The sequence below is a fragment of the Aeromonas sp. s10 genome, assembly GCF_040907975.1.
In the GTDB taxonomy this organism is placed as follows: domain Bacteria; phylum Pseudomonadota; class Gammaproteobacteria; order Enterobacterales; family Aeromonadaceae; genus Aeromonas; species Aeromonas caviae.
Genome location: NZ_JBFOCV010000026.1, coordinates 1 through 16,870, shown reverse-complemented (window position 1 = coordinate 16,870; position 16,870 = coordinate 1). Strand labels below are relative to the sequence as shown.

Genomic DNA, 16,870 nt, shown 5'->3' with positions numbered 1-16,870 from the left:
TTCCTAGCCGAACAGGCTGGCCTGCTTTTGCACCGCAAGCTTGGCGATAAAGAAGATCCACCCCAGTGCGCCCAGGAAGGCAAACCAGCGGATGCCGTTGCTGCGGGCCAGGCGCAGCGCCATCATGGCCAGAAACGCCACCACCAGGATGGACGTCAGCTTCTCGGCCAGCCAGGGGATGGCGTTGTTGAGGGGGTTGAGACCCAGCACCATGCAGAGCAGCGCACCGGAGAGCACCACCAGGCCGTTGAGCCAGCCGCTGATCTTGAGGGTGCGGGCTCCCCCTGCCAGCGCGGAGCCGGTCTGCAACCAGTAAAAGCGCAGGATAAACATCAGCACGGCCCCGGCAATCAGGGTGAGGTGCAGATGCTTGAGAACAACATACATAAGATTTCCTTGAACAGGGGCAGACCGGGCCCGCCCGTCATATCACTGAGCCAGGCGCCCCAGGGTCACCCGCTCGTTATCGCCGTAATCGCGCACGGTTTCCACCTGGACGTAGCCTTGTTGCAGCAGGAGTTGACGCACCGCATCCCCCTGATCCCAGCCGTGTTCCAGCAACAGCCAACCACCTGGCACCAGATGGGCGGGCGCCTGGGTGACGATGAGGCGGATATCCGCCAGCCCCTGCTCCTCCGCCACCAGGGCGGAGCGCGGCTCGAAGCGCACGTCCCCCTCGTGAAGATGGGGATCCGTCCCGTCGATGTAAGGCGGGTTGGAGACGATCATCGCAAAGCGCGGTGCATCCGAGAGCGGCGCAAACCAGCTGCCGTCGCGCACCTCGATGGGCAACCCCAGGGCGGCGCTGTTGGTACGGGCCAACGCGGCCGCGGCCGGCATCCTGTCCACCGCCCATACATCGGCATCCGGTCGCTCAGACTTGAGCGCAAGGGCGATGGCACCGGTGCCCGTGCCCAGATCCAGCAGGGCGCAGGGGCCGCCCGGCAGGCGGGCCAGCGCCTGTTCCACCAGCACCTCGGTATCGGGGCGCGGGATCAGGGTGGCCGGGCTCACTTTCAGCGGCAGCGACCAGAACTCCCGCTCGCCAATAAGGTGGGCAATGGGCTCACCATTGAGGCGACGGGCAAGCCAGCCCGCCAGGGTCGCCTGCTGGGCGGCATCGAGCTCGTGCTCCGGCCAGGTCATCAGATAGCTGCGCCGGCAATCCAGCAGATGACAGAGCAGGGCATCGGCGTCGGCACGGGGGGATTCCCCGGAGGCCAGGGTCGCCATGATATGGGCGCGGGCCTGCTGGATCTGCATCAGTTGCTCTCGGCCAGGGAGGCGAGCTGATCCGCCTGATACTCCTGCACCAGGGGGGTGATCACGCAGTCCAGATCCCCTTCCAGGATTTCGCCCAGACGATAGAGGGTGAGGTTGATCCGGTGCTCGGAGAGACGCCCCTGGGGATAGTTGTAAGTGCGGATGCGCTCGGAGCGATCCCCGGAGCCCACCAGGTTGCGGCGGGTACTCTGCTCGGCGGCGCGGTGGCGTTCGTCCTCGGCCGCCTGCAGGCGAGCGGAGAGCACCGACATCGCCTTGGCGCGGTTCTTGTGCTGGGAGCGCTCGTCCTGGCACTCCACCACCAGCCCGGTGGGCAGGTGGGTGATGCGGATGGCGGAGTCGGTCTTGTTGACGTGCTGGCCGCCGGCACCGGAGGCGCGGAAGGTGTCGATCTTCAGCTCGGAGGGGTTGATCTCCACCTGTTCGGCTTCCGGCACTTCCGGCAGCACGGCCACGGTACAGGCGGACGTGTGCACCCGGCCCTGGGATTCGGTCTCGGGGACTCGCTGCACCCGGTGGCCGCCGGACTCGAACTTGAGGCGGCCGTAGACGTGCTCACCATCCACCTTGGCGATCACCTCCTTGTAGCCGCCGTGTTCGCCGTCATTGCAGCTGACGATGGAGACACGCCACCCCTGACGCTCGGCGTAGCGGGAGTACATGCGGAACAGATCCCCCGCGAAAATGGCCGCCTCGTCGCCACCGGCACCGGCGCGGATCTCCAGATAGCAGTTGTTGTCATCCTTGGGGTCGCGCGGCAACAGCATCACCTGAAGCGCCTGCTCCTGCTCCTCGAAGGTCGCCTTGGCGAGCGGCAGTTCCTCTTGCGCCATCTCCCGCAGCTCGGCATCCTCTTCCTCCAGCATCAGCCGGGTGGTGTCGAGGTTTTCTTCGGCCTGGCGGAAACGCTGGAAGGCGTGAACGATATCTTCCAGCTGGGCGTATTCCCGGGTCAGGGCGCGGTATCTGTCCTGATCCGAGGCGACCCCGGGCTCCCCGAGCAGGGCCTGTACTTCTTCATGGCGCTCGATGAGGCCTTCCAGCTTTCTGATCAATGAGGGGTTCATGACTCTTGGATTCTCGATGGAGGACGGGACGGCAAAGGGCCGTCCCAACACTATGATTCTTGTGACAATCCCAGCACCTGACGCAGTTGGGCCAGCTTGTGGCTGTCCCCCTGAGCGGCGGCCTGGCGCAGGGCCTGGGTCGGTGCGTGGATCAGCTTGTTGGTGAGGCGATGAGCCATGGCCTTGAGCGCCTGCTCGGCATTTTCACCCTGTTGCAGGGCCAGCAAGGCCCGCTGCAACTCTTCGTCGGCGACCTGCTGTGACTGATGGCGATAATCGCGAATGAGATCCACCGAGTGCTGGCTGCGATACCAGCCCATGAACTCGTCGCGCTCTTCCTGCACGATGAGTTCCGCCTCGGCGGCCGCCCGCTTGCGGGTCTCCAGGTTCTGCTCGATGATGCCCTGCAGATCGTCCACCGTGTAGAGATAGGCATCGGAGAGCTCGTCCACCTCGGCTTCGATGTCGCGGGGCACGGCGATGTCCACCAGGAACATGGGCTTGAAACGACGCGCCTTGAGCGCCCGCTCCACCATGCCCTTGCCGATGATGGGCAGGGGGCTTGCCGTGGAGCTGATGACGATGTCCGCCTCGTGCAGGTAGTCCGGGATCTCCTCCAGAGTCATTACCTGGGCACCGAACTCCTCTGCCAGCAACTGGGCCCGTTGCAGGGTCCGGTTCGCCACCATCATCCGGGTCACGCTCTGCTCGCGCAGGTGGCGGGCCACCAGTTCGATGGTTTCGCCGGCGCCCACCAGCAGCACCTTGGTCTGGGAGAGATCGGAGAAGATACGGCGGGCCAGGCTCACGGCGGCGAAGGCCACCGACACCGCGCTGGCGCCGATCTCGGTGTCGGTGCGCACCCGTTTGGCCACCGAGAAGGATTTCTGGAACAGGCGCTCCAGGGATCCTTTCACTGCATCAGCCTGCTGGGCGTGGGCGTAGGATTGCTTGATTTGCCCCAGGATCTGCGGCTCCCCGAGCACCAGGGAGTCGAGGCCGCAGGCCACCCGCATCAGGTGTCGCACCGCTTCCTCGTCCTGGTGCCGGTAGATGGCAGAGAGCACCTCGCTCGCCTCCAGCCCGTGGAACCGCTGCAACCAGTTCAGCACCTGCTCCCCCTGCCCCTGCTCCAGGCTGCAATAGAGCTCGGTGCGGTTGCAGGTGGAGACGATCACCGCCTCGCTGACGCCAGGCTGCTCCACCAGCTCACGCAGGGCGCGATCGATGCGGTCCGGGCCAAAGGCGACCCGCTCCCGCAAGGCGACACTGGCGGTGTTGTGGTTGATTCCGAGGGCAAGCAAACTCATGGGTGGGTGATGATCGTTTCATGCACAGGGTGTAGAGGCCGACAATTGTACGAGAAAGGGTAAGTCTTTAAAAGCAATACGGCCGCCCCTTATACTGTCGCAAACCTCATCTGCGGAGCTCCACCTTGTTGTTGCGTATCTTCTCCCTCGCCTGCCTGCTGGTGCTGGCGGGCTGTACCACCACCCAACCCCAGCGGGATCAGGTCAACTGGCAGCAGGAGCGCGCCCGCCTCGAACGCCTCACACACTGGCAGTTGTCGGGCAAGATGGCCATCATCACCGCCCGCCAGAAGGGCAGCGCTCGCCTCAACTGGCAGCAAAACGGCGACGACTATCGCCTCAACCTCACCAGCCTCATCGGCACCCATATTCTGGAACTCTCCCGCACCGGCGGCGAGGTGACTCTGCTCGACAACGACGGAAAACAGCACCAGAGCCAGGATGCCGAGCTCCTGGTCTATCAGCTCACCGGCTGGCACATTCCGGTGGCCGGGCTGCCTGAGTGGATCAAGGGATTACCGGGGCAGGCCGAATTCGAGCTCAACCCCGATGCCAGCCTCGCCAGCGTGCGCGACGGCCAGTGGCAGATCGTCTACGGGGACTATCGGGATCAGGACGGCTATCGCCTACCCCACCTGCTCACCATGACCGGGCAGGAGAGCCGTCTCAAGCTGCAGATCAACGAGTGGACCCTGGCACCATGATGCACGACCAGGCGCCGATCCGCTGGCCCGCCCCGGCCAAGCTCAACCTCTTCCTGCACGTCAACGGCCGCCGCCCCGATGGCTACCACGAACTGCAGACCCTCTTCATCTTTCTCAACCACGGCGACTGGCTCGAATTCGAGCCGATCCCCAGCAGCGACCAGCTCACCTTGAGCCCGGCCATTCCCGGCGTGCCCGATGAACAGAACCTCATCATCCGGGCTGCGCGACTGTTGCAGAGCCGGTTGGCCAGTCCGCAGGGAGCCCATGTCCGGCTGGAGAAGGTACTGCCCATGGGCGGTGGCATCGGGGGCGGCTCGTCGGACGCGGCCACCACCCTCGTGGCCTTGAACCACCTCTGGCAAGCCGGCTTGAGTGAAGACGAGCTGGCCGAGCTCGGCGTGCAGCTGGGCGCCGACGTGCCGGTGTTCGTGCGGGGCAAGGCCGCCTTCGCCGAAGGCGTGGGGGAGCGGTTGCAACCGGTCGAGGTGCCGGATGCCTGGTACCTGGTACTCAAGCCGGATTGCCATGTGGCCACCGCCGCCGTGTTCCAGGATCCCGACCTGCCCCGCAACACCCCCAAGATGACCCTGGACAATCTGCTGGCAGGAGAGTGGAAAAACGATTGCGAGCTGCTGGTGAAAAAGCGCCACCCCGAGGTTGCCAATGCGCTCGGCTGGTTGCTAGAATACGCGCCGTCAAGAATGACGGGCACTGGCGCCTGCGTCTTTGCTCGATTTGAAGACGAAATGGCTGCTCGGAAGGTGTTGGCAAGAGTGCCGGAAGGCTGGGATGGGTTTGTCGCCAAGGGCGAGAACATATCACCACTCTTCGTCACTTTGCAACAAGTGAGTGATTGGGGTATCGCCAAGCGGTAAGGCAGCGGGTTTTGATCTCGCCATTCCTAGGTTCGAATCCTAGTACCCCAGCCAACTCTCTCCTTGTTGAGGCCGTATCGGGAGGTGTTGACCTCGTCGATGTGTCTTGGGCCAATCTGACGCGATGGCGCTCAAGGTGGATTCCCGTCCACCCACCCTGCGGGTGATGAGACGCCATCCTCGACATCGCCCAGAGACCTTGTCCGTCATCTTGCTAAATCGTTTGCCCCCAAACGATACGGGTCTAAAATCAGACTCCCCACATACTGGATGCAACCCCGAGGTTTCAAACCGTGCCTGACATGAAGCTGTTTGCTGGTAACGCAACGCCGGAACTAGCCCAGAAGATCGCAGATCGCCTGTTTATCAAACTCGGCAATGCTGCCGTAGGTCGCTTTAGCGACGGCGAGATCAGCGTACAGATCAACGAGAATGTACGCGGTGGCGATATCTTCATCATTCAATCCACCTGTGCCCCGACCAACGACAATTTGATGGAATTGATCGTCATGGTGGATGCACTGCGTCGTGCTTCAGCTGGCCGTATCACTGCCGTTATCCCCTACTTTGGTTATGCCCGTCAGGACCGCCGCGTCCGCTCCGCCCGTGTGCCCATCACCGCCAAGGTCGTCGCCGACTTCCTCTCCAGCGTGGGTGTGGACCGTGTGCTGACCGTTGACCTGCATGCCGAGCAGATCCAGGGCTTCTTCGACGTCCCCGTCGACAACGTGTTCGGCAGCCCGGTGCTGCTGGAAGACATGAAGGCCAAGAACCTCGAATCCCCCGTGGTCGTGTCACCGGACATCGGCGGCGTGGTCCGTGCCCGTGCCATCGCCAAGCTGCTGGACGACACCGACATCGCCATCATCGACAAGCGTCGTCCCCGTCCGAACGTCTCCCAGGTCATGCACCTGATCGGCGACGTGGCCGGTCGTGACTGCGTCATCGTCGACGACATGATCGACACCGGCGGCACCCTGTGCAAAGCGGCCGAAGCGCTGAAAGAGCGTGGTGCCAAGCGCGTGTTCGCCTATGCGACCCACCCTGTCTTCTCCGGCACCGCCGTTGAAAACATCAAGAATTCGGTCATCGACGAGCTGATCATCACCGACTCCATCCCGCTCACCCCGGAGATGAAGGCAGTCGGCAAGGTCAAGCAGCTGACCCTCTCCTCCGTGCTGGCCGAAGCGATTCGCCGCATCAGCAACGAAGAGTCCATCTCTGCCATGTTCGAGCATTGATAGACCCTGTTGTGACAAAAACCGCCGAATGGCGGTTTTTGTTTTTTTGGGTGCCTGGCGCCAGCCGCCAGCCTCCACTCGGCAAGAGACGAAAACCTCGGACGAGCCACCCCACCCGAGCCCTTCTGTCCGGCTTTTCCCCGACCTTGCCGCACTTTGGTTGAGTGATCGCCACTCGGCGGCTAGAATATTGCGTCCCATTGCCCCGGGTCATCCGCCCATGGCAAGTAGCGAGTGAAGACATCAAGCGTGACAAGTCAAATCAAACTGATTGTCGGGCTGGGTAATCCCGGCCCCGAATATGCCAAGACCCGCCACAATGCGGGCGCCTGGTATGTGGAGCAACTGGCACGCTGGCACAATGTCAGCCTGCGCGAAGAGCCCAAGTTCTTCGGCCACACCGCCCGCTTCCTAGTGGACGGGCAGGATGTGCGGCTGCTCATCCCGAACACCTACATGAATCTCTCCGGCAAGGCCGTGGCGGCGCTCGCGCGCTTCTACCAGATCGCCCCGGAAGAGATCCTGGTGGCCCACGACGAGCTGGACCTGCCTCCCGGCATCGCCAAGTTCAAGCAAGGGGGCGGTCACGGCGGCCATAACGGCCTCAAGGACATCATCGCCAGGATGGGCAACAACAATAACTTCTTCCGGCTGCGCCTTGGCATCGGCCATCCGGGCGCCAAGGAGCTGGTCGCCGGCTTCGTGCTGACCAAGGCGCCCAGCAGTGAGCAGAGTCTGATCGAGGCCGCGCTGGACGAATCCCTGCGCGCCACCGACATCCTGTTCAAGCAGGACATGACCAAGGCCATGAATCGCCTGCACTGTTTCAAGGCCGAGAAAGTCTAGGCCTTCAGCCTGCATCGCCAGGCAGTTCAAGATGACCGGCCCCTGGCGAGATCCCTCGCCTCGGGGTCAAGCAACACGACACGGGCCGCCCGCGCGGCCCCTTGAAGCATCCATCAACAAGGTAACAATCCATGGGTTTTAAATGCGGTATCGTGGGCCTGCCCAATGTAGGCAAATCCACCCTGTTCAATGCGCTGACCAAGGCCGGCATCGAAGCCGCCAACTTCCCGTTCTGCACCATTGAGCCGAACACGGGTGTGGTCCCCATGCCGGATCCCCGCCTCGACCAGCTGGCGGCCATCATCAATCCGCAGCGTGTCGTGCCGACCACCATGGAGTTCGTGGACATCGCCGGCCTGGTGGCCGGTGCCTCCAAGGGCGAAGGCCTTGGCAACCAGTTCCTGGCCAACATCCGTGAAACCGAAGCCATCGGTCACGTGGTGCGCTGCTTCGAGGACGAGAACATCGTCCACGTAGCGGGCAAGGTCTCCCCGGCCGACGACATCGAGGTCATCAACACCGAGCTGGCCCTCTCCGACCTGGATGCCTGCGAGCGCGCCATCAATCGCCAGTCCAAGCGTGCCAAGGGCGGCGACAAGGATGCCAAGCTGGAAGTGGAAGTGCTGGAGAAGATCAAGGTTGCCCTGGAAAACGGCCAGATGATCCGCGGCATGAAGCTGGACAAGGATGAGCTGGACGCCGTCAGCCACCTCAACTTCCTGACCCTCAAACCCACCATGTACATCGCCAACGTGGCGGAAGATGGCTTCGAGAATAACCCCTACCTGGATCAGGTCCGTGAGATAGCCGCCGCCGAGAACGCCGTTGTCGTGGTCGTCTGCTGCGCCATCGAGGCGGACATCGCCGAGCTGGACGACGAAGACCGCGCCGAGTTCATGGCGGATCTGGGCATCGAGGAGCCGGGCCTGAACCGGGTGATCCGCTCCGGATACGAGCTGCTCAAGTTGCAGACCTACTTCACCGCCGGTGTGAAAGAAGTGCGCGCCTGGACCATTCCCGTAGGTGCCACCGCCCCGCAGGCCGCTGGCAAGATCCACACCGACTTCGAAAAAGGCTTTATTCGCGCCCAGACCATCGCCTTCGACGACTTTATCACCTACAAGGGTGAGCAAGGCGCCAAGGAAGCAGGCAAGATGCGCGCGGAAGGGAAAGACTACATCGTCAAGGATGGCGATATCATGAACTTCCTGTTCAACGTCTAACCCCATGAGAGGCCAGCATTTGCTGGCCTCTTTTTTATCTGGCCAGAGGCGCGATCTGGGTGCGAATGTCGTAAAAAAAACCAGATTGTTGGGCTTTTGCACGACAGCGGCCAATAACTCGCCAAACGCACCCAAATTCGTTTTTTCAAACAAAAAAAGGGTTGACGCCCCAGAGCCAGATACGCATAATTCCGGCCGCACAGTGACGAGGCAACGACTCACTGGAAGCACGGTTGGCTATGTAGCTCAGTTGGTTAGAGCATCGCACTCATAATGCGGGGGTCACAGGTTCGAATCCCGTCATAGCCACCATCTCTAGTTGGGGTATCGCCAAGCGGTAAGGCAGCGGGTTTTGATCTCGCCATCCCTAGGTTCGAATCCTAGTACCCCAGCCATTTTTGAATGATGTTTGACAGTCTCTGTCAGGCATCGCTGTTGGGGTATCGCCAAGCGGTAAGGCAGCGGGTTTTGATCTCGCCATCCCTAGGTTCGAATCCTAGTACCCCAGCCATTTTTGAGTGATGTTTGACAGTCTCTGCCAGGCATCGCTGTTGGGGTATCGCCAAGCGGTAAGGCAGCGGGTTTTGATCTCGCCATCCCTAGGTTCGAATCCTAGTACCCCAGCCATTTTTCTGTTCTCTTCCACGTTTGTGGTTGACAACAAACGGCTATGTAGCTCAGTTGGTTAGAGCATCGCACTCATAATGCGGGGGTCACAGGTTCGAATCCCGTCATAGCCACCATGTTTGAAAAACGTTCCTTCAATCATCCGATTGCAAAGAACACTGTTGGGGCATCGCCAAGCGGTAAGGCAGCGGGTTTTGATCTCGCCATACCTAGGTTCGAATCCTAGTGCCCCAGCCATTTTTGCTTGTATTCGACGCAAGTCGTGCACAAGACGGCTATGTAGCTCAGTTGGTTAGAGCATCGCACTCATAATGCGGGGGTCACAGGTTCGAATCCCGTCATAGCCACCATTATTCTTGCGGAAGTGGCGAAATTGGTAGACGCACCAGATTTAGGTTCTGGCGCCCTAGGCGTGAGAGTTCGAGTCTCTCCTTCCGCACCATCGAAAGCAGTACCAAACAGACCAGCTCAGGCTGGTTTTTTTGTATCCGGCGTTTGCCGCTCTTCTTCCCCTCTCCACGCCATCGCACGCCTGCAACGCCACCTCATGTATCAACGGCTGAGCCTTGTGCTCTCCTCTGCGACGGCGCTATGCCCTGCTCCGGCGTGATGCCGCCCTTTTCATCTCGCAGAGCGCTGCGGGCAATAAAAAGGCGGCCCGCAGGCCGCCATATCGTTTGCTGTCGTCAGAACGGGAAGAACCAGGGGATGGCGATGACGCTCACCACCATCACCAGCAAGGTGAAGGGCACGCCAATGCGCACGAAGTCCATGAACTTGTAGTTGCCCGGGCCCAGCACCAGGGTGTTGACCGGCGACGAGACCGGCGTCATGAAGGCTGCCGAGGCGGCGATGGCGATGGTCATGGCAAAGGGATAAGGCGATACCCCCATCTGATGGGCCGTCCCCAGCGCGATGGGCGCCATCAGCACCGCCGTCGCCGTGTTGGAGATGAAGAGCCCGATGACGGCACAGAGCGCGAAGAGGCTGGCCAGCATCACCCTGGGGCCCATCTCCCCCACCGCCGAGATGAGCGCGCCGACGATGAGATCCACCCCGCCGGTCTGCTGCAATGCAAGGGCAAAGGGCAACATGCCCACGATGAGGATCAGGGTCGGCCAGTGGATGGACTTGTAGGCACTCTCCAGATCGATACAGCGGAACTTGCCCATCAGCAGGCAGGCGATGAGCGCCGCGATGACGTTGGGCACGGGATCCGTCACCATCAGTACTATCATGACCCCGAGGGCAATCAGGGCGTGGATGGCCTGGCTGCGGGCCGGCGCCATCTCGTCCACTTCCGCAGGCAGGCCCAGCAGCAGAAAATCGCGATGATGGGTCTGCAACTGACGAATGAGGCTCCAGTTCCCCACCACCAGCAGGGTATCCCCCATCTGCAGCGCCTCGTCCACCAGCTTGCCGGTCAGCGCCTCTCCATCCCGGCGGATCCCCACCACGCTCAGGCCGTAACGGGAACGGAAGGTCACCTCGCGGATGCTCTTGCCGAGCAGCCGGGAGCCGGGGATGGGGGAGACCTCCGCCATGCCCACCTCCCGCGCCTGGTCGGAGAAATACTCCCCGCGCAATATCATGGGCTCGAGCCGCGCCTCGCTGCAAAACTCCCGCACATCCACCTCGGGATCCGACATGTCGATGAGCAGCACATCCTTGGCCTGGAACTCGGTCACCCCGGTGACACTGACCATCACCCGCCTGAACTTGCGCCAGCGCTCCATCCCGATGACGTTGGCCCCGAAGCGGGCACGCAATTGCAGCTCGTCCAGGGTCTGGCCGATCAGGGGGGAGTCGGGCCGGATCGCCAGTCGGCGTGCTCGCCCCGCCAGCCGGTAATCACGGATGAGATCCCGCATGGTGCTGCGTCCCATTTGCTTGCCCTTGCCCTCTTCCCCTTCACGCACCAGACGGTTGCGCATCAGCAGCATGTAGAGGATCCCCATCCCCAGAATGATGACGCCCATGGGAGTGAAGCCGAAGAAACCGAACCCCTGGATGTCGTGCCGCATCAGCTCACTGTTCACCACCATGTTGGGAGGGGTTGCCACCAGCGTCATCATGCCGCTGATAAGGCCGGCAAAGCCGAGCGGCATCATCAGTCTGCCCGCCGGGATCCCCATCCGGTTCGCCACGCTCAGCACCACGGGGATGAAGATGGCCACCACCCCGGTCGAACTCATCACAGCCCCCAGGGTCGCCACCGCCACCATCAGCAGCACCAGCATGCGGGTTTCGCTGCTGCCGGCCACCTTCACCAGGGCATCTCCCACCTGATAGGCGATGCCGGTACGCACCAGCCCCTCCCCCACCACGAACAGGGCGGCAATCAGAATGACGTTGGGATCGCTGAATCCTGCCAGCGCCTGCGGCAGGGTCAGGGTGCCGCTCAACACGAACAGGATGATGATCAACAAGGCGACCACGTCCATGCGGACCTTGTTGGTAATAAACAGGAGAATGGCACCCACCAGCATGCTGAGCACCCAGATCAACTCGGAATTCACACTTGCTCCTTTTGTTCAACGTCAACCACGGCCGGCCTCGGACGCCATCAGACCACAGAGCCCGTCCCCCTGATTTGTTACATATCAAGAAAGAGGAGGCCGCATCATCTCACATTCAGGTTCAGTTGCGGCCATTTTACCGGTCCGTAAACGCAGTCGGTCGCCCTTCACATGTCGGGGTAAAAAGTGCTGCACGCTCCCCTTGCCCCTCCTAAAATGGGCCCGCCGCGGCCTGAGCCGCCCTCTCACCCCTTGCCCTTCGGAGACGACATGACCCAGCACACCCCGGCCTACCCGGCATTCACCTTCTTCAGCCGCTTTGTCGCCGACATCCAGGCTGGCCGAAAGACCATCACCATCCGCGACGAGAGCGAGGCAAACTGGCAGCCCGGCCAGCGCCTGGCCCTGTTCACCAACCCGGAACACCAGCCTTTTGGCACCATTGAGGTCATCTCGGTCAAGGCGGTCGCCTTCGAGGCGCTGAGCGACGAGCACGCCCGTCAGGAGAACATGACCCTCCCCGAGCTTAAAGATGTGATCCGCGATATCTACCCCGCACTGCCGCCCCTCTATGTGATTGAATTCGTGCTGATTGAAGCCTGATTTTGTGAGCTGCCTCAGCTAACGCCGGTTGCGCTCACGGGCCAAAAGCGCACAATGACTGTTTTTATATACAGTCATTGGTGTCTTATGGAAAAACAACTCGAACCGGCCATCGCAGCCATGGTGGCAGACTTCATCGCCGCAGGTCGTCCCAAGGCGAGCCAGCTGAGCTGGCAGGCGCGCCGTGACGGCTACCTAGCCTCTGCCCTGTTGGGCGGTGAGCAGGAAGAGGTGGGCGCCATCGAAGAGTGGCAGACCGATCACCACGCCATCCGCTGCTATCGGCCCGCAGACAAACCGGACCCCGCGTATCCGGTGCTGATCTATTTTCACGGCGGCTGTTTTGTCAGCGGGGATTTCGAGACCCACGATCGCCAGATGCGGATGCTGTGCAACCGGGCCAGCGCCCTGATCTTCGCCGTACACACCCGCCTCGCCCCGGAACACACCTATCCTGCGGCTCACGACGATGCGCTGGCCGCCACACGGGCCATCATGGCCGAGGTGGAGAAATGGCATGGGGATCCGGCACGTCTCGCCATTGCCGGCGACAGCGCAGGGGGTCATCTCGCCCTGATCACCACCTTGCGGCTCAAGGCTGCCAACGCCCCCTTGCCCAAGGTCCTGCTGCTTCTCTATCCCATGCTGGATGCCCTCTGCGAGAGCCAAAGCTACCGCGATCTCGGTGACGACTACCTCATCACCCGGGACATGCTCGCAAGCGGTTTTCACGCCTACCTGGGCAGCCTGCCCCCCAGCCATCCCGAAGCCAGCCCGCTCCACCATCCCGCCCTGTCAGGATTACCGCCGACCCATATCGTCACGGCGGAATATGATCCGCTGCGCGACGAAGGGGAAGCCCTGTATGGCAAGCTGGTGCAGGCTGGCGTCGATGCCACTTGCCAGCGGCAGCATGGCGTCATTCATGGCTACTTCCAACTGGCGGCCATCAGCCCTGCCGCTCGTCAGCTCATCGACCATATAGCCATGATGCTCAGAAGACTCTGAGTTGGAACCGGCCCCCAAGCCGTGTTAAAAGTGTCTCTTTTGAATCAGGGAGGTAACCCGAGTGTTCGAGATAGCGAGCCTGAAAGAGGGCATGATGCACGGGGTGGAGCTGTTCCAGCTGCTGCTGGAGATCATCTCCATCGCCTGCGTGGTCATCGGCCTTGGCAAGACCCTCTGGCTGGCGGCCAGAGTGCGGGATCACGAGCCCGGCTTTCCCCGTATCCGCCTCTGCTTCGGCAGCTGGCTCATCCTGGCGCTGGAGTTCCAGCTCGCTGCCGACATCCTGGCCACCACAGTGGCACCGAGCAAGGAGGAGCTGGTGCGCCTCGCCATCATCGCGGTCATCCGCACCTTCCTGAACTACTTCCTCGGCAAGGAGCTCGATGCCCAGGCCGAGCGCCAGCAACCCGAGCCTGTCAGGTCACCTTCCCGCCCCGACGCCCGATGAGCGGGCTGAGTGGCACAAGGCCACGACACGGAAGGAAAGGCACCAGCCTGATCCCATGAAGAGGGCTCCCCACGGGGAGCCCTCTTTGTATCCGATAGTAACCATCAGGCGTGCTTGCTGGCCAGCTCGTGGCGCTTCAATGCCAGCAAGGTGACCAGCAGGGCGGCGGTGGCGATCAGCGCCATGCCGATATAGGTGGCGCTGAAACCGGGTGCCAGTTCGGCCGGGCTCAGGCTGGCCAGATTGGGGCTGCTGCCTGCTGGCAGAGCGGCATGGAACAACACGGCGCAGATGGCGACACCGACCGCCCCGCCCAGCTCCCGGCCGAAGTTGAACAGGGACATGCCGATGCCGCGATCTTCCCGCGGCAGGGCATTTTGCACCACCACCGACAGCGCCGGCAGCACCAGACCCAGCCCCAATCCGGCAAACCCCAGTCCCACTCTGGCCCAGAGGTCGAAGTGGATCTGCCACAGGGCCAGCGCTGCCAGGGCAAAACCTGCCACCACGAAACGCTTGTAGTGACCGGTGCGACCGATGAGCTTGCCGCCGACGAAGGCCCCTGCCGTGATGCAGACCATGAAGATCACCATGATCCCGCCACTGTCACTGGCACTCATCCCCTTTTGCCACTGCATCTGCAACGGCAGGTAGACCAGCACGGCAAACATCAGCAGCTGCGAGGCCAGCGCCAGCAGCACGCTCACCAGATAACCCGGCAGGCGCACCAGGTGGGCCGGCAGTATGGGGTCGTGGGCCCGCCGCTCCACCAGGATCAGCAGCAACAAGGCCGCCCCCAGCGCAGCCGCGAGCCAGACGGCGGGCAAGGCCGCCTCCGGCGAGAGCAGCAACAGGGTGAGGGTGGTGACCGTGATGAGCAGTGCCGCTCCCTTCCAGTCGAAGCGGCTGTAGCGGCGCACATTGAGGTAACCCAGATTGCGGTTCACCAGCCAGAGGGCGATAGCGCCGAGCGGCAGATTGATCCAGAAGATCCAGCGCCAGCTGAGCTGCTCGGTAAAATAGCCACCGAGCAGCGGGCCTGCGATGCTGGAGACCGCATAGACCGCCGAGATATACCCCTGATACTTGCCCACCTCCCGTGGCGGAATACAGTCGGCGATCACGGTAAAGGCGAGTGCGATCAGCCCCCCGCCCCCCAACCCTTGCAGCACGCGGGCGGCCAGCAGGGTTGGCAGATCCTGGGCCAGGGCGCAGGCCACGGATCCCGCCAGAAACAGGCCGATACCGATGTTGAGCATGCGTACCCGGCCGAACATGTCGCTCCACTTGCCATAGATGGGCAGGGCCGCAGTGGCCGCCAGCAGATAGGCGGTCACGACCCAGGTGAGGGCGGCACCGGCGTTCAGCTCAACCCCTATGATGGGCAAGGGGGTGGTGACGATGCTCTTTTCCAGTGAGCCCAGGGCGATCACCAGGGCCACGCTCGAGAAGACGGTTTTGGGGGACATAGGCAGGCTCGCTCATGTGAGATATCGGCACAGGGGGTGCAAGGCACATTATTGTCTCATAAATCATTAGCCGATGGTCAAAACCACTGCCAACCATGATGAAGGTCGCGACATCTGCGAGCCGGATCTGCTAGGGTGAGTCTTTGCCGAAGAGGACGCCCCCCATGCCCCAGTCATCCCCCTGCGATCATCACCAGAGTGAACAGCCCCGATTCGACGAGTACGACGCCCTGATCTTCGACATGGATGGCACCCTGGTGGACTCCATGCCTCTGCACCTGGATGCCTGGGAAATCACCAGTGCCGAGTTCGGCCTGCCGTTTGATCGGGCACAGCTCAACGAGTACGGCGGCATCCCCACCCGCAAGATAGTGACCATGCTGGCAGAGCAGCACGGGATGACCATCGACGTGGAAGCCTTTGCCCGGCGCAAGGTGGCCCTCTACCTGGCACGGATCGACGACGTCCGGGTGTTTCCCGCCATGTGGGAGCTGGTCAGGCAGTACCACGGCAAGGTGCCCATGGGCATAGGCACCGGCTCAACCCGGGAACATGCGGCGCACATCCTGCGTCAGACCGGGCTCGATGCCTTCATCTCCGTGCTGGTGAGTGCCGATGATGTGGTCAATCACAAGCCCCACCCGGACACCTTCCTGAAAGTGGCCGAACAGCTCGGCGCCAACCCGGCCAACTGCCTGGTGTTTGAAGACACCCGGATAGGCATTCAGGCGGGCAAGGCCGCCGGCATGACCACCTTGCTGGTCGATCAGGGCACACTTTACCCGCGCTAGTATGGGTAAACTGTATGGAGATGGTATTCACCTGACAGTTGCCCACAAAAGGGAGTGGTCATACGGCTTCAAACCGGATAACAAAACGGTACCCCTACCGTGTTATCCGGAGTCACCGTATGACCACCAACGAGAAAGTAGCACGTCGTAAACTCAGTCTGCTAGAGCTCGCCAAAGAGCTCAATAACGTCAGCAAAGCCTGCAAGCTCATCGGCTACAGCCGTCAGCAGTTCTACGAAATTCGCCGTAATTACCAGACCTATGGCGCCGAGGGATTGCTCGACAAATTGCCCGGGTGTAAAGGGGCTCATCCCAATCGGGTCGCTCCCGAGATTGAACAGGTCATCCTCGATTACTCCCTCACCAGACCAACCCATGGCCCGCTGCGGGTCGCGCAAGAACTGGCTCTGCAAGGCATCAATGTCAGTGCGGGTGGTGTGCGTGGCGTGTGGCAACGGCACGACTTGCTCTCCAAACACGACCGCTTGCTGCGCCTTGAGAAAACTCACCGGGAGCAGACCATTGAGCTCAATGACGAGCAGATTCGCCTGCTCGAACGCTTCAGCCCCGAGTTTCGCGAACGCCAGATTGAGGTTCACTACACCGGAGAACTGGTGGCGGTCGACACCTTCTTCGTCGGCGCGCTCAAGGGGGTGGGCAAGGTGTATCTGCAAACCGTGCTGGACTGCTATAGCCGCCACGCCTGGGGACGGCTCTACACCAGCAAGCTGCCGGTGACCTCGGTTCATGTGCTCAGTGAAACGGTACTGCCGTTCTTCGAAGCCCATGAGGCTCGGGTCTATACCATCCTGTCAGATAACGGGCGCGAGTTCTGTGGGCGCCCAGACCATC

Annotated in this window: 16 protein-coding genes and 9 tRNA genes; 19 read left to right on the top strand and 6 right to left on the bottom strand. The window is 61.9% G+C overall.

The genetic code is table 11. From position 1 onward, the window contains the following. Nucleotides 1-3 precede the first annotated feature (3 nt). Genes AB5Y59_RS06050 through hemA form a run of 4 tightly spaced genes read right to left on the bottom strand, consistent with a single transcriptional unit; the run spans nucleotide 4 to nucleotide 3,661 of the window. Nucleotides 4-387: a SirB2 family protein gene (locus tag AB5Y59_RS06050; protein WP_042880800.1), complete on the bottom strand. Its 384-nt coding sequence runs from the start codon at nucleotides 385-387 to the stop codon at nucleotides 4-6. A gap of 42 nt (nucleotides 388-429) precedes the next feature. Further along, entirely contained in the window at nucleotides 430-1,263 is an 834-nt protein-coding gene (gene prmC, locus AB5Y59_RS06045) for a peptide chain release factor N(5)-glutamine methyltransferase (RefSeq protein ID WP_323919103.1), read from the bottom strand. After that, nucleotides 1,263-2,351 (bottom strand): peptide chain release factor 1, encoded by a 1,089-nt coding sequence (gene prfA / locus AB5Y59_RS06040; RefSeq protein ID WP_041215613.1) that lies wholly within the window; start codon nucleotides 2,349-2,351, stop codon nucleotides 1,263-1,265. The genes prmC and prfA overlap by 1 nt, the downstream gene beginning before the upstream one ends. 50 nt (nucleotides 2,352-2,401) lie before the next feature. Then, a complete protein-coding gene (gene hemA / locus AB5Y59_RS06035; protein ID WP_134996625.1) occupies nucleotides 2,402-3,661 on the bottom strand; it encodes a glutamyl-tRNA reductase in 1,260 nt (419 codons plus the stop codon). A 125-nt stretch (nucleotides 3,662-3,786) separates the two neighbouring features. Between hemA and lolB the strand changes: the two genes are divergently transcribed. The 14 genes from lolB (at nucleotide 3,787) to AB5Y59_RS05965 (ending at nucleotide 9,622) form a co-directional block, all read left to right on the top strand. Continuing rightward, entirely contained in the window at nucleotides 3,787-4,365 is a 579-nt protein-coding gene (gene lolB, locus AB5Y59_RS06030; RefSeq protein ID WP_039039599.1) for a lipoprotein insertase outer membrane protein LolB, read from the top strand. Beyond that, nucleotides 4,365-5,243 carry a 4-(cytidine 5'-diphospho)-2-C-methyl-D-erythritol kinase gene (gene ispE / locus AB5Y59_RS06025; protein ID WP_049636685.1) on the top strand — a complete coding sequence of 293 codons (879 nt, stop codon included), beginning with the start codon at nucleotides 4,365-4,367 and terminating at the stop codon, nucleotides 5,241-5,243. Before lolB ends, ispE begins: the two co-directional genes overlap by 1 nt. Further along, nucleotides 5,223-5,297: transfer RNA gene (locus AB5Y59_RS06020), tRNA-Gln, on the top strand. Before ispE ends, AB5Y59_RS06020 begins: the two co-directional genes overlap by 21 nt. A gap of 239 nt (nucleotides 5,298-5,536) precedes the next feature. Continuing rightward, nucleotides 5,537-6,484 (top strand): ribose-phosphate pyrophosphokinase, encoded by a 948-nt coding sequence (locus tag AB5Y59_RS06015; protein WP_010673845.1) that lies wholly within the window; start codon nucleotides 5,537-5,539, stop codon nucleotides 6,482-6,484. Nucleotides 6,485-6,733: 249 nt separating this feature from the next. Continuing rightward, the gene (pth, locus tag AB5Y59_RS06010) at nucleotides 6,734-7,330 is read left to right on the top strand and encodes an aminoacyl-tRNA hydrolase (protein ID WP_043155778.1); all 597 of its coding nucleotides are present in this window, start codon (nucleotides 6,734-6,736) and stop codon (nucleotides 7,328-7,330) included. A 131-nt stretch (nucleotides 7,331-7,461) separates the two neighbouring features. Continuing rightward, on the top strand, nucleotides 7,462-8,553 hold the full coding sequence (gene ychF / locus AB5Y59_RS06005; protein WP_010673843.1) for a redox-regulated ATPase YchF: 1,092 nt from the start codon (nucleotides 7,462-7,464) through the stop codon (nucleotides 8,551-8,553). A gap of 235 nt (nucleotides 8,554-8,788) precedes the next feature. Then, nucleotides 8,789-8,865, top strand: a tRNA-Met gene (locus AB5Y59_RS06000). Nucleotides 8,866-8,873: 8 nt separating this feature from the next. Then, nucleotides 8,874-8,948: transfer RNA gene (locus AB5Y59_RS05995), tRNA-Gln, on the top strand. Between the two features lie 41 nt (nucleotides 8,949-8,989). Then, a tRNA-Gln gene (locus AB5Y59_RS05990) sits at nucleotides 8,990-9,064 on the top strand. Nucleotides 9,065-9,105: 41 nt separating this feature from the next. Next, nucleotides 9,106-9,180 (top strand) — tRNA-Gln (locus AB5Y59_RS05985). A 39-nt stretch (nucleotides 9,181-9,219) separates the two neighbouring features. Continuing rightward, nucleotides 9,220-9,296: transfer RNA gene (locus AB5Y59_RS05980), tRNA-Met, on the top strand. A gap of 46 nt (nucleotides 9,297-9,342) precedes the next feature. After that, nucleotides 9,343-9,417: transfer RNA gene (locus tag AB5Y59_RS05975), tRNA-Gln, on the top strand. 36 nt (nucleotides 9,418-9,453) lie between these two features. Then, a tRNA-Met gene (locus AB5Y59_RS05970) sits at nucleotides 9,454-9,530 on the top strand. Nucleotides 9,531-9,538: 8 nt separating this feature from the next. Then, nucleotides 9,539-9,622: transfer RNA gene (locus tag AB5Y59_RS05965), tRNA-Leu, on the top strand. Nucleotides 9,623-9,866: 244 nt separating this feature from the next. On the opposite strand, the gene AB5Y59_RS05960 is transcribed toward AB5Y59_RS05965, so the two are convergent. Then, on the bottom strand, nucleotides 9,867-11,699 hold the full coding sequence (locus tag AB5Y59_RS05960; protein ID WP_043155776.1) for an SLC13 family permease: 1,833 nt from the start codon (nucleotides 11,697-11,699) through the stop codon (nucleotides 9,867-9,869). A 270-nt stretch (nucleotides 11,700-11,969) separates the two neighbouring features. Here AB5Y59_RS05960 and yqfB point away from each other — a divergent pair, with 270 nt between their 5' ends. The 3 genes from yqfB to AB5Y59_RS05945 all read left to right on the top strand — a co-directional run bounded on the left by yqfB (nucleotide 11,970) and on the right by AB5Y59_RS05945 (nucleotide 13,758). Then, a complete protein-coding gene (gene yqfB, locus AB5Y59_RS05955) occupies nucleotides 11,970-12,302 on the top strand; it encodes a N(4)-acetylcytidine aminohydrolase (protein WP_041215617.1) in 333 nt (110 codons plus the stop codon). Nucleotides 12,303-12,389: 87 nt separating this feature from the next. Next, a complete protein-coding gene (locus AB5Y59_RS05950) occupies nucleotides 12,390-13,310 on the top strand; it encodes an alpha/beta hydrolase (protein ID WP_043155774.1) in 921 nt (306 codons plus the stop codon). 61 nt (nucleotides 13,311-13,371) lie between these two features. Beyond that, a complete protein-coding gene (locus AB5Y59_RS05945) occupies nucleotides 13,372-13,758 on the top strand; it encodes a DUF1622 domain-containing protein (protein WP_010673839.1) in 387 nt (128 codons plus the stop codon). Between the two features lie 104 nt (nucleotides 13,759-13,862). On the opposite strand, the gene AB5Y59_RS05940 is transcribed toward AB5Y59_RS05945, so the two are convergent. Then, the gene (locus AB5Y59_RS05940; RefSeq protein WP_368211652.1) at nucleotides 13,863-15,227 is read right to left on the bottom strand and encodes an MDR family MFS transporter; all 1,365 of its coding nucleotides are present in this window, start codon (nucleotides 15,225-15,227) and stop codon (nucleotides 13,863-13,865) included. A 164-nt stretch (nucleotides 15,228-15,391) separates the two neighbouring features. On the opposite strand from AB5Y59_RS05940, the gene AB5Y59_RS05935 reads away from it, so the two are divergent. Both AB5Y59_RS05935 and AB5Y59_RS05930 read left to right on the top strand, forming a co-directional pair. Next, entirely contained in the window at nucleotides 15,392-16,018 is a 627-nt protein-coding gene (locus AB5Y59_RS05935) for a beta-phosphoglucomutase family hydrolase (RefSeq protein WP_336582302.1), read from the top strand. Nucleotides 16,019-16,137: 119 nt separating this feature from the next. After that, nucleotides 16,138-16,870, top strand: a 733-nt coding sequence (locus AB5Y59_RS05930; protein WP_368211650.1) for an IS481-like element ISAs19 family transposase, incomplete at its 3' end; no start/stop codon positions are given.

Bases quoted from the DNA above. Each gene is read 5' to 3' on its own strand.
- AB5Y59_RS06050 (WP_042880800.1), bottom strand. From the start codon at position 387: ATGTATGTTGTTCTCAAGCATCTGCACCTCACCCTGATTGCCGGGGCC.
- prmC (WP_323919103.1), bottom strand. From the start codon at position 1,263: ATGCAGATCCAGCAGGCCCGCGCCCATATCATGGCGACCCTGGCCTCC.
- prfA (WP_041215613.1), bottom strand. From the start codon at position 2,351: ATGAACCCCTCATTGATCAGAAAGCTGGAAGGCCTCATCGAGCGCCAT.
- hemA (WP_134996625.1), bottom strand. From the start codon at position 3,661: ATGAGTTTGCTTGCCCTCGGAATCAACCACAACACCGCCAGTGTCGCC.
- ispE (WP_049636685.1), top strand. From the start codon at position 4,365: ATGCACGACCAGGCGCCGATCCGCTGGCCCGCCCCGGCCAAGCTCAAC.
- ychF (WP_010673843.1), top strand. From the start codon at position 7,462: ATGGGTTTTAAATGCGGTATCGTGGGCCTGCCCAATGTAGGCAAATCC.
- yqfB (WP_041215617.1), top strand. From the start codon at position 11,970: ATGACCCAGCACACCCCGGCCTACCCGGCATTCACCTTCTTCAGCCGC.
- AB5Y59_RS05950 (WP_043155774.1), top strand. From the start codon at position 12,390: ATGGAAAAACAACTCGAACCGGCCATCGCAGCCATGGTGGCAGACTTC.
- AB5Y59_RS05940 (WP_368211652.1), bottom strand. From the start codon at position 15,227: ATGTCCCCCAAAACCGTCTTCTCGAGCGTGGCCCTGGTGATCGCCCTG.
- AB5Y59_RS05935 (WP_336582302.1), top strand. From the start codon at position 15,392: ATGCCCCAGTCATCCCCCTGCGATCATCACCAGAGTGAACAGCCCCGA.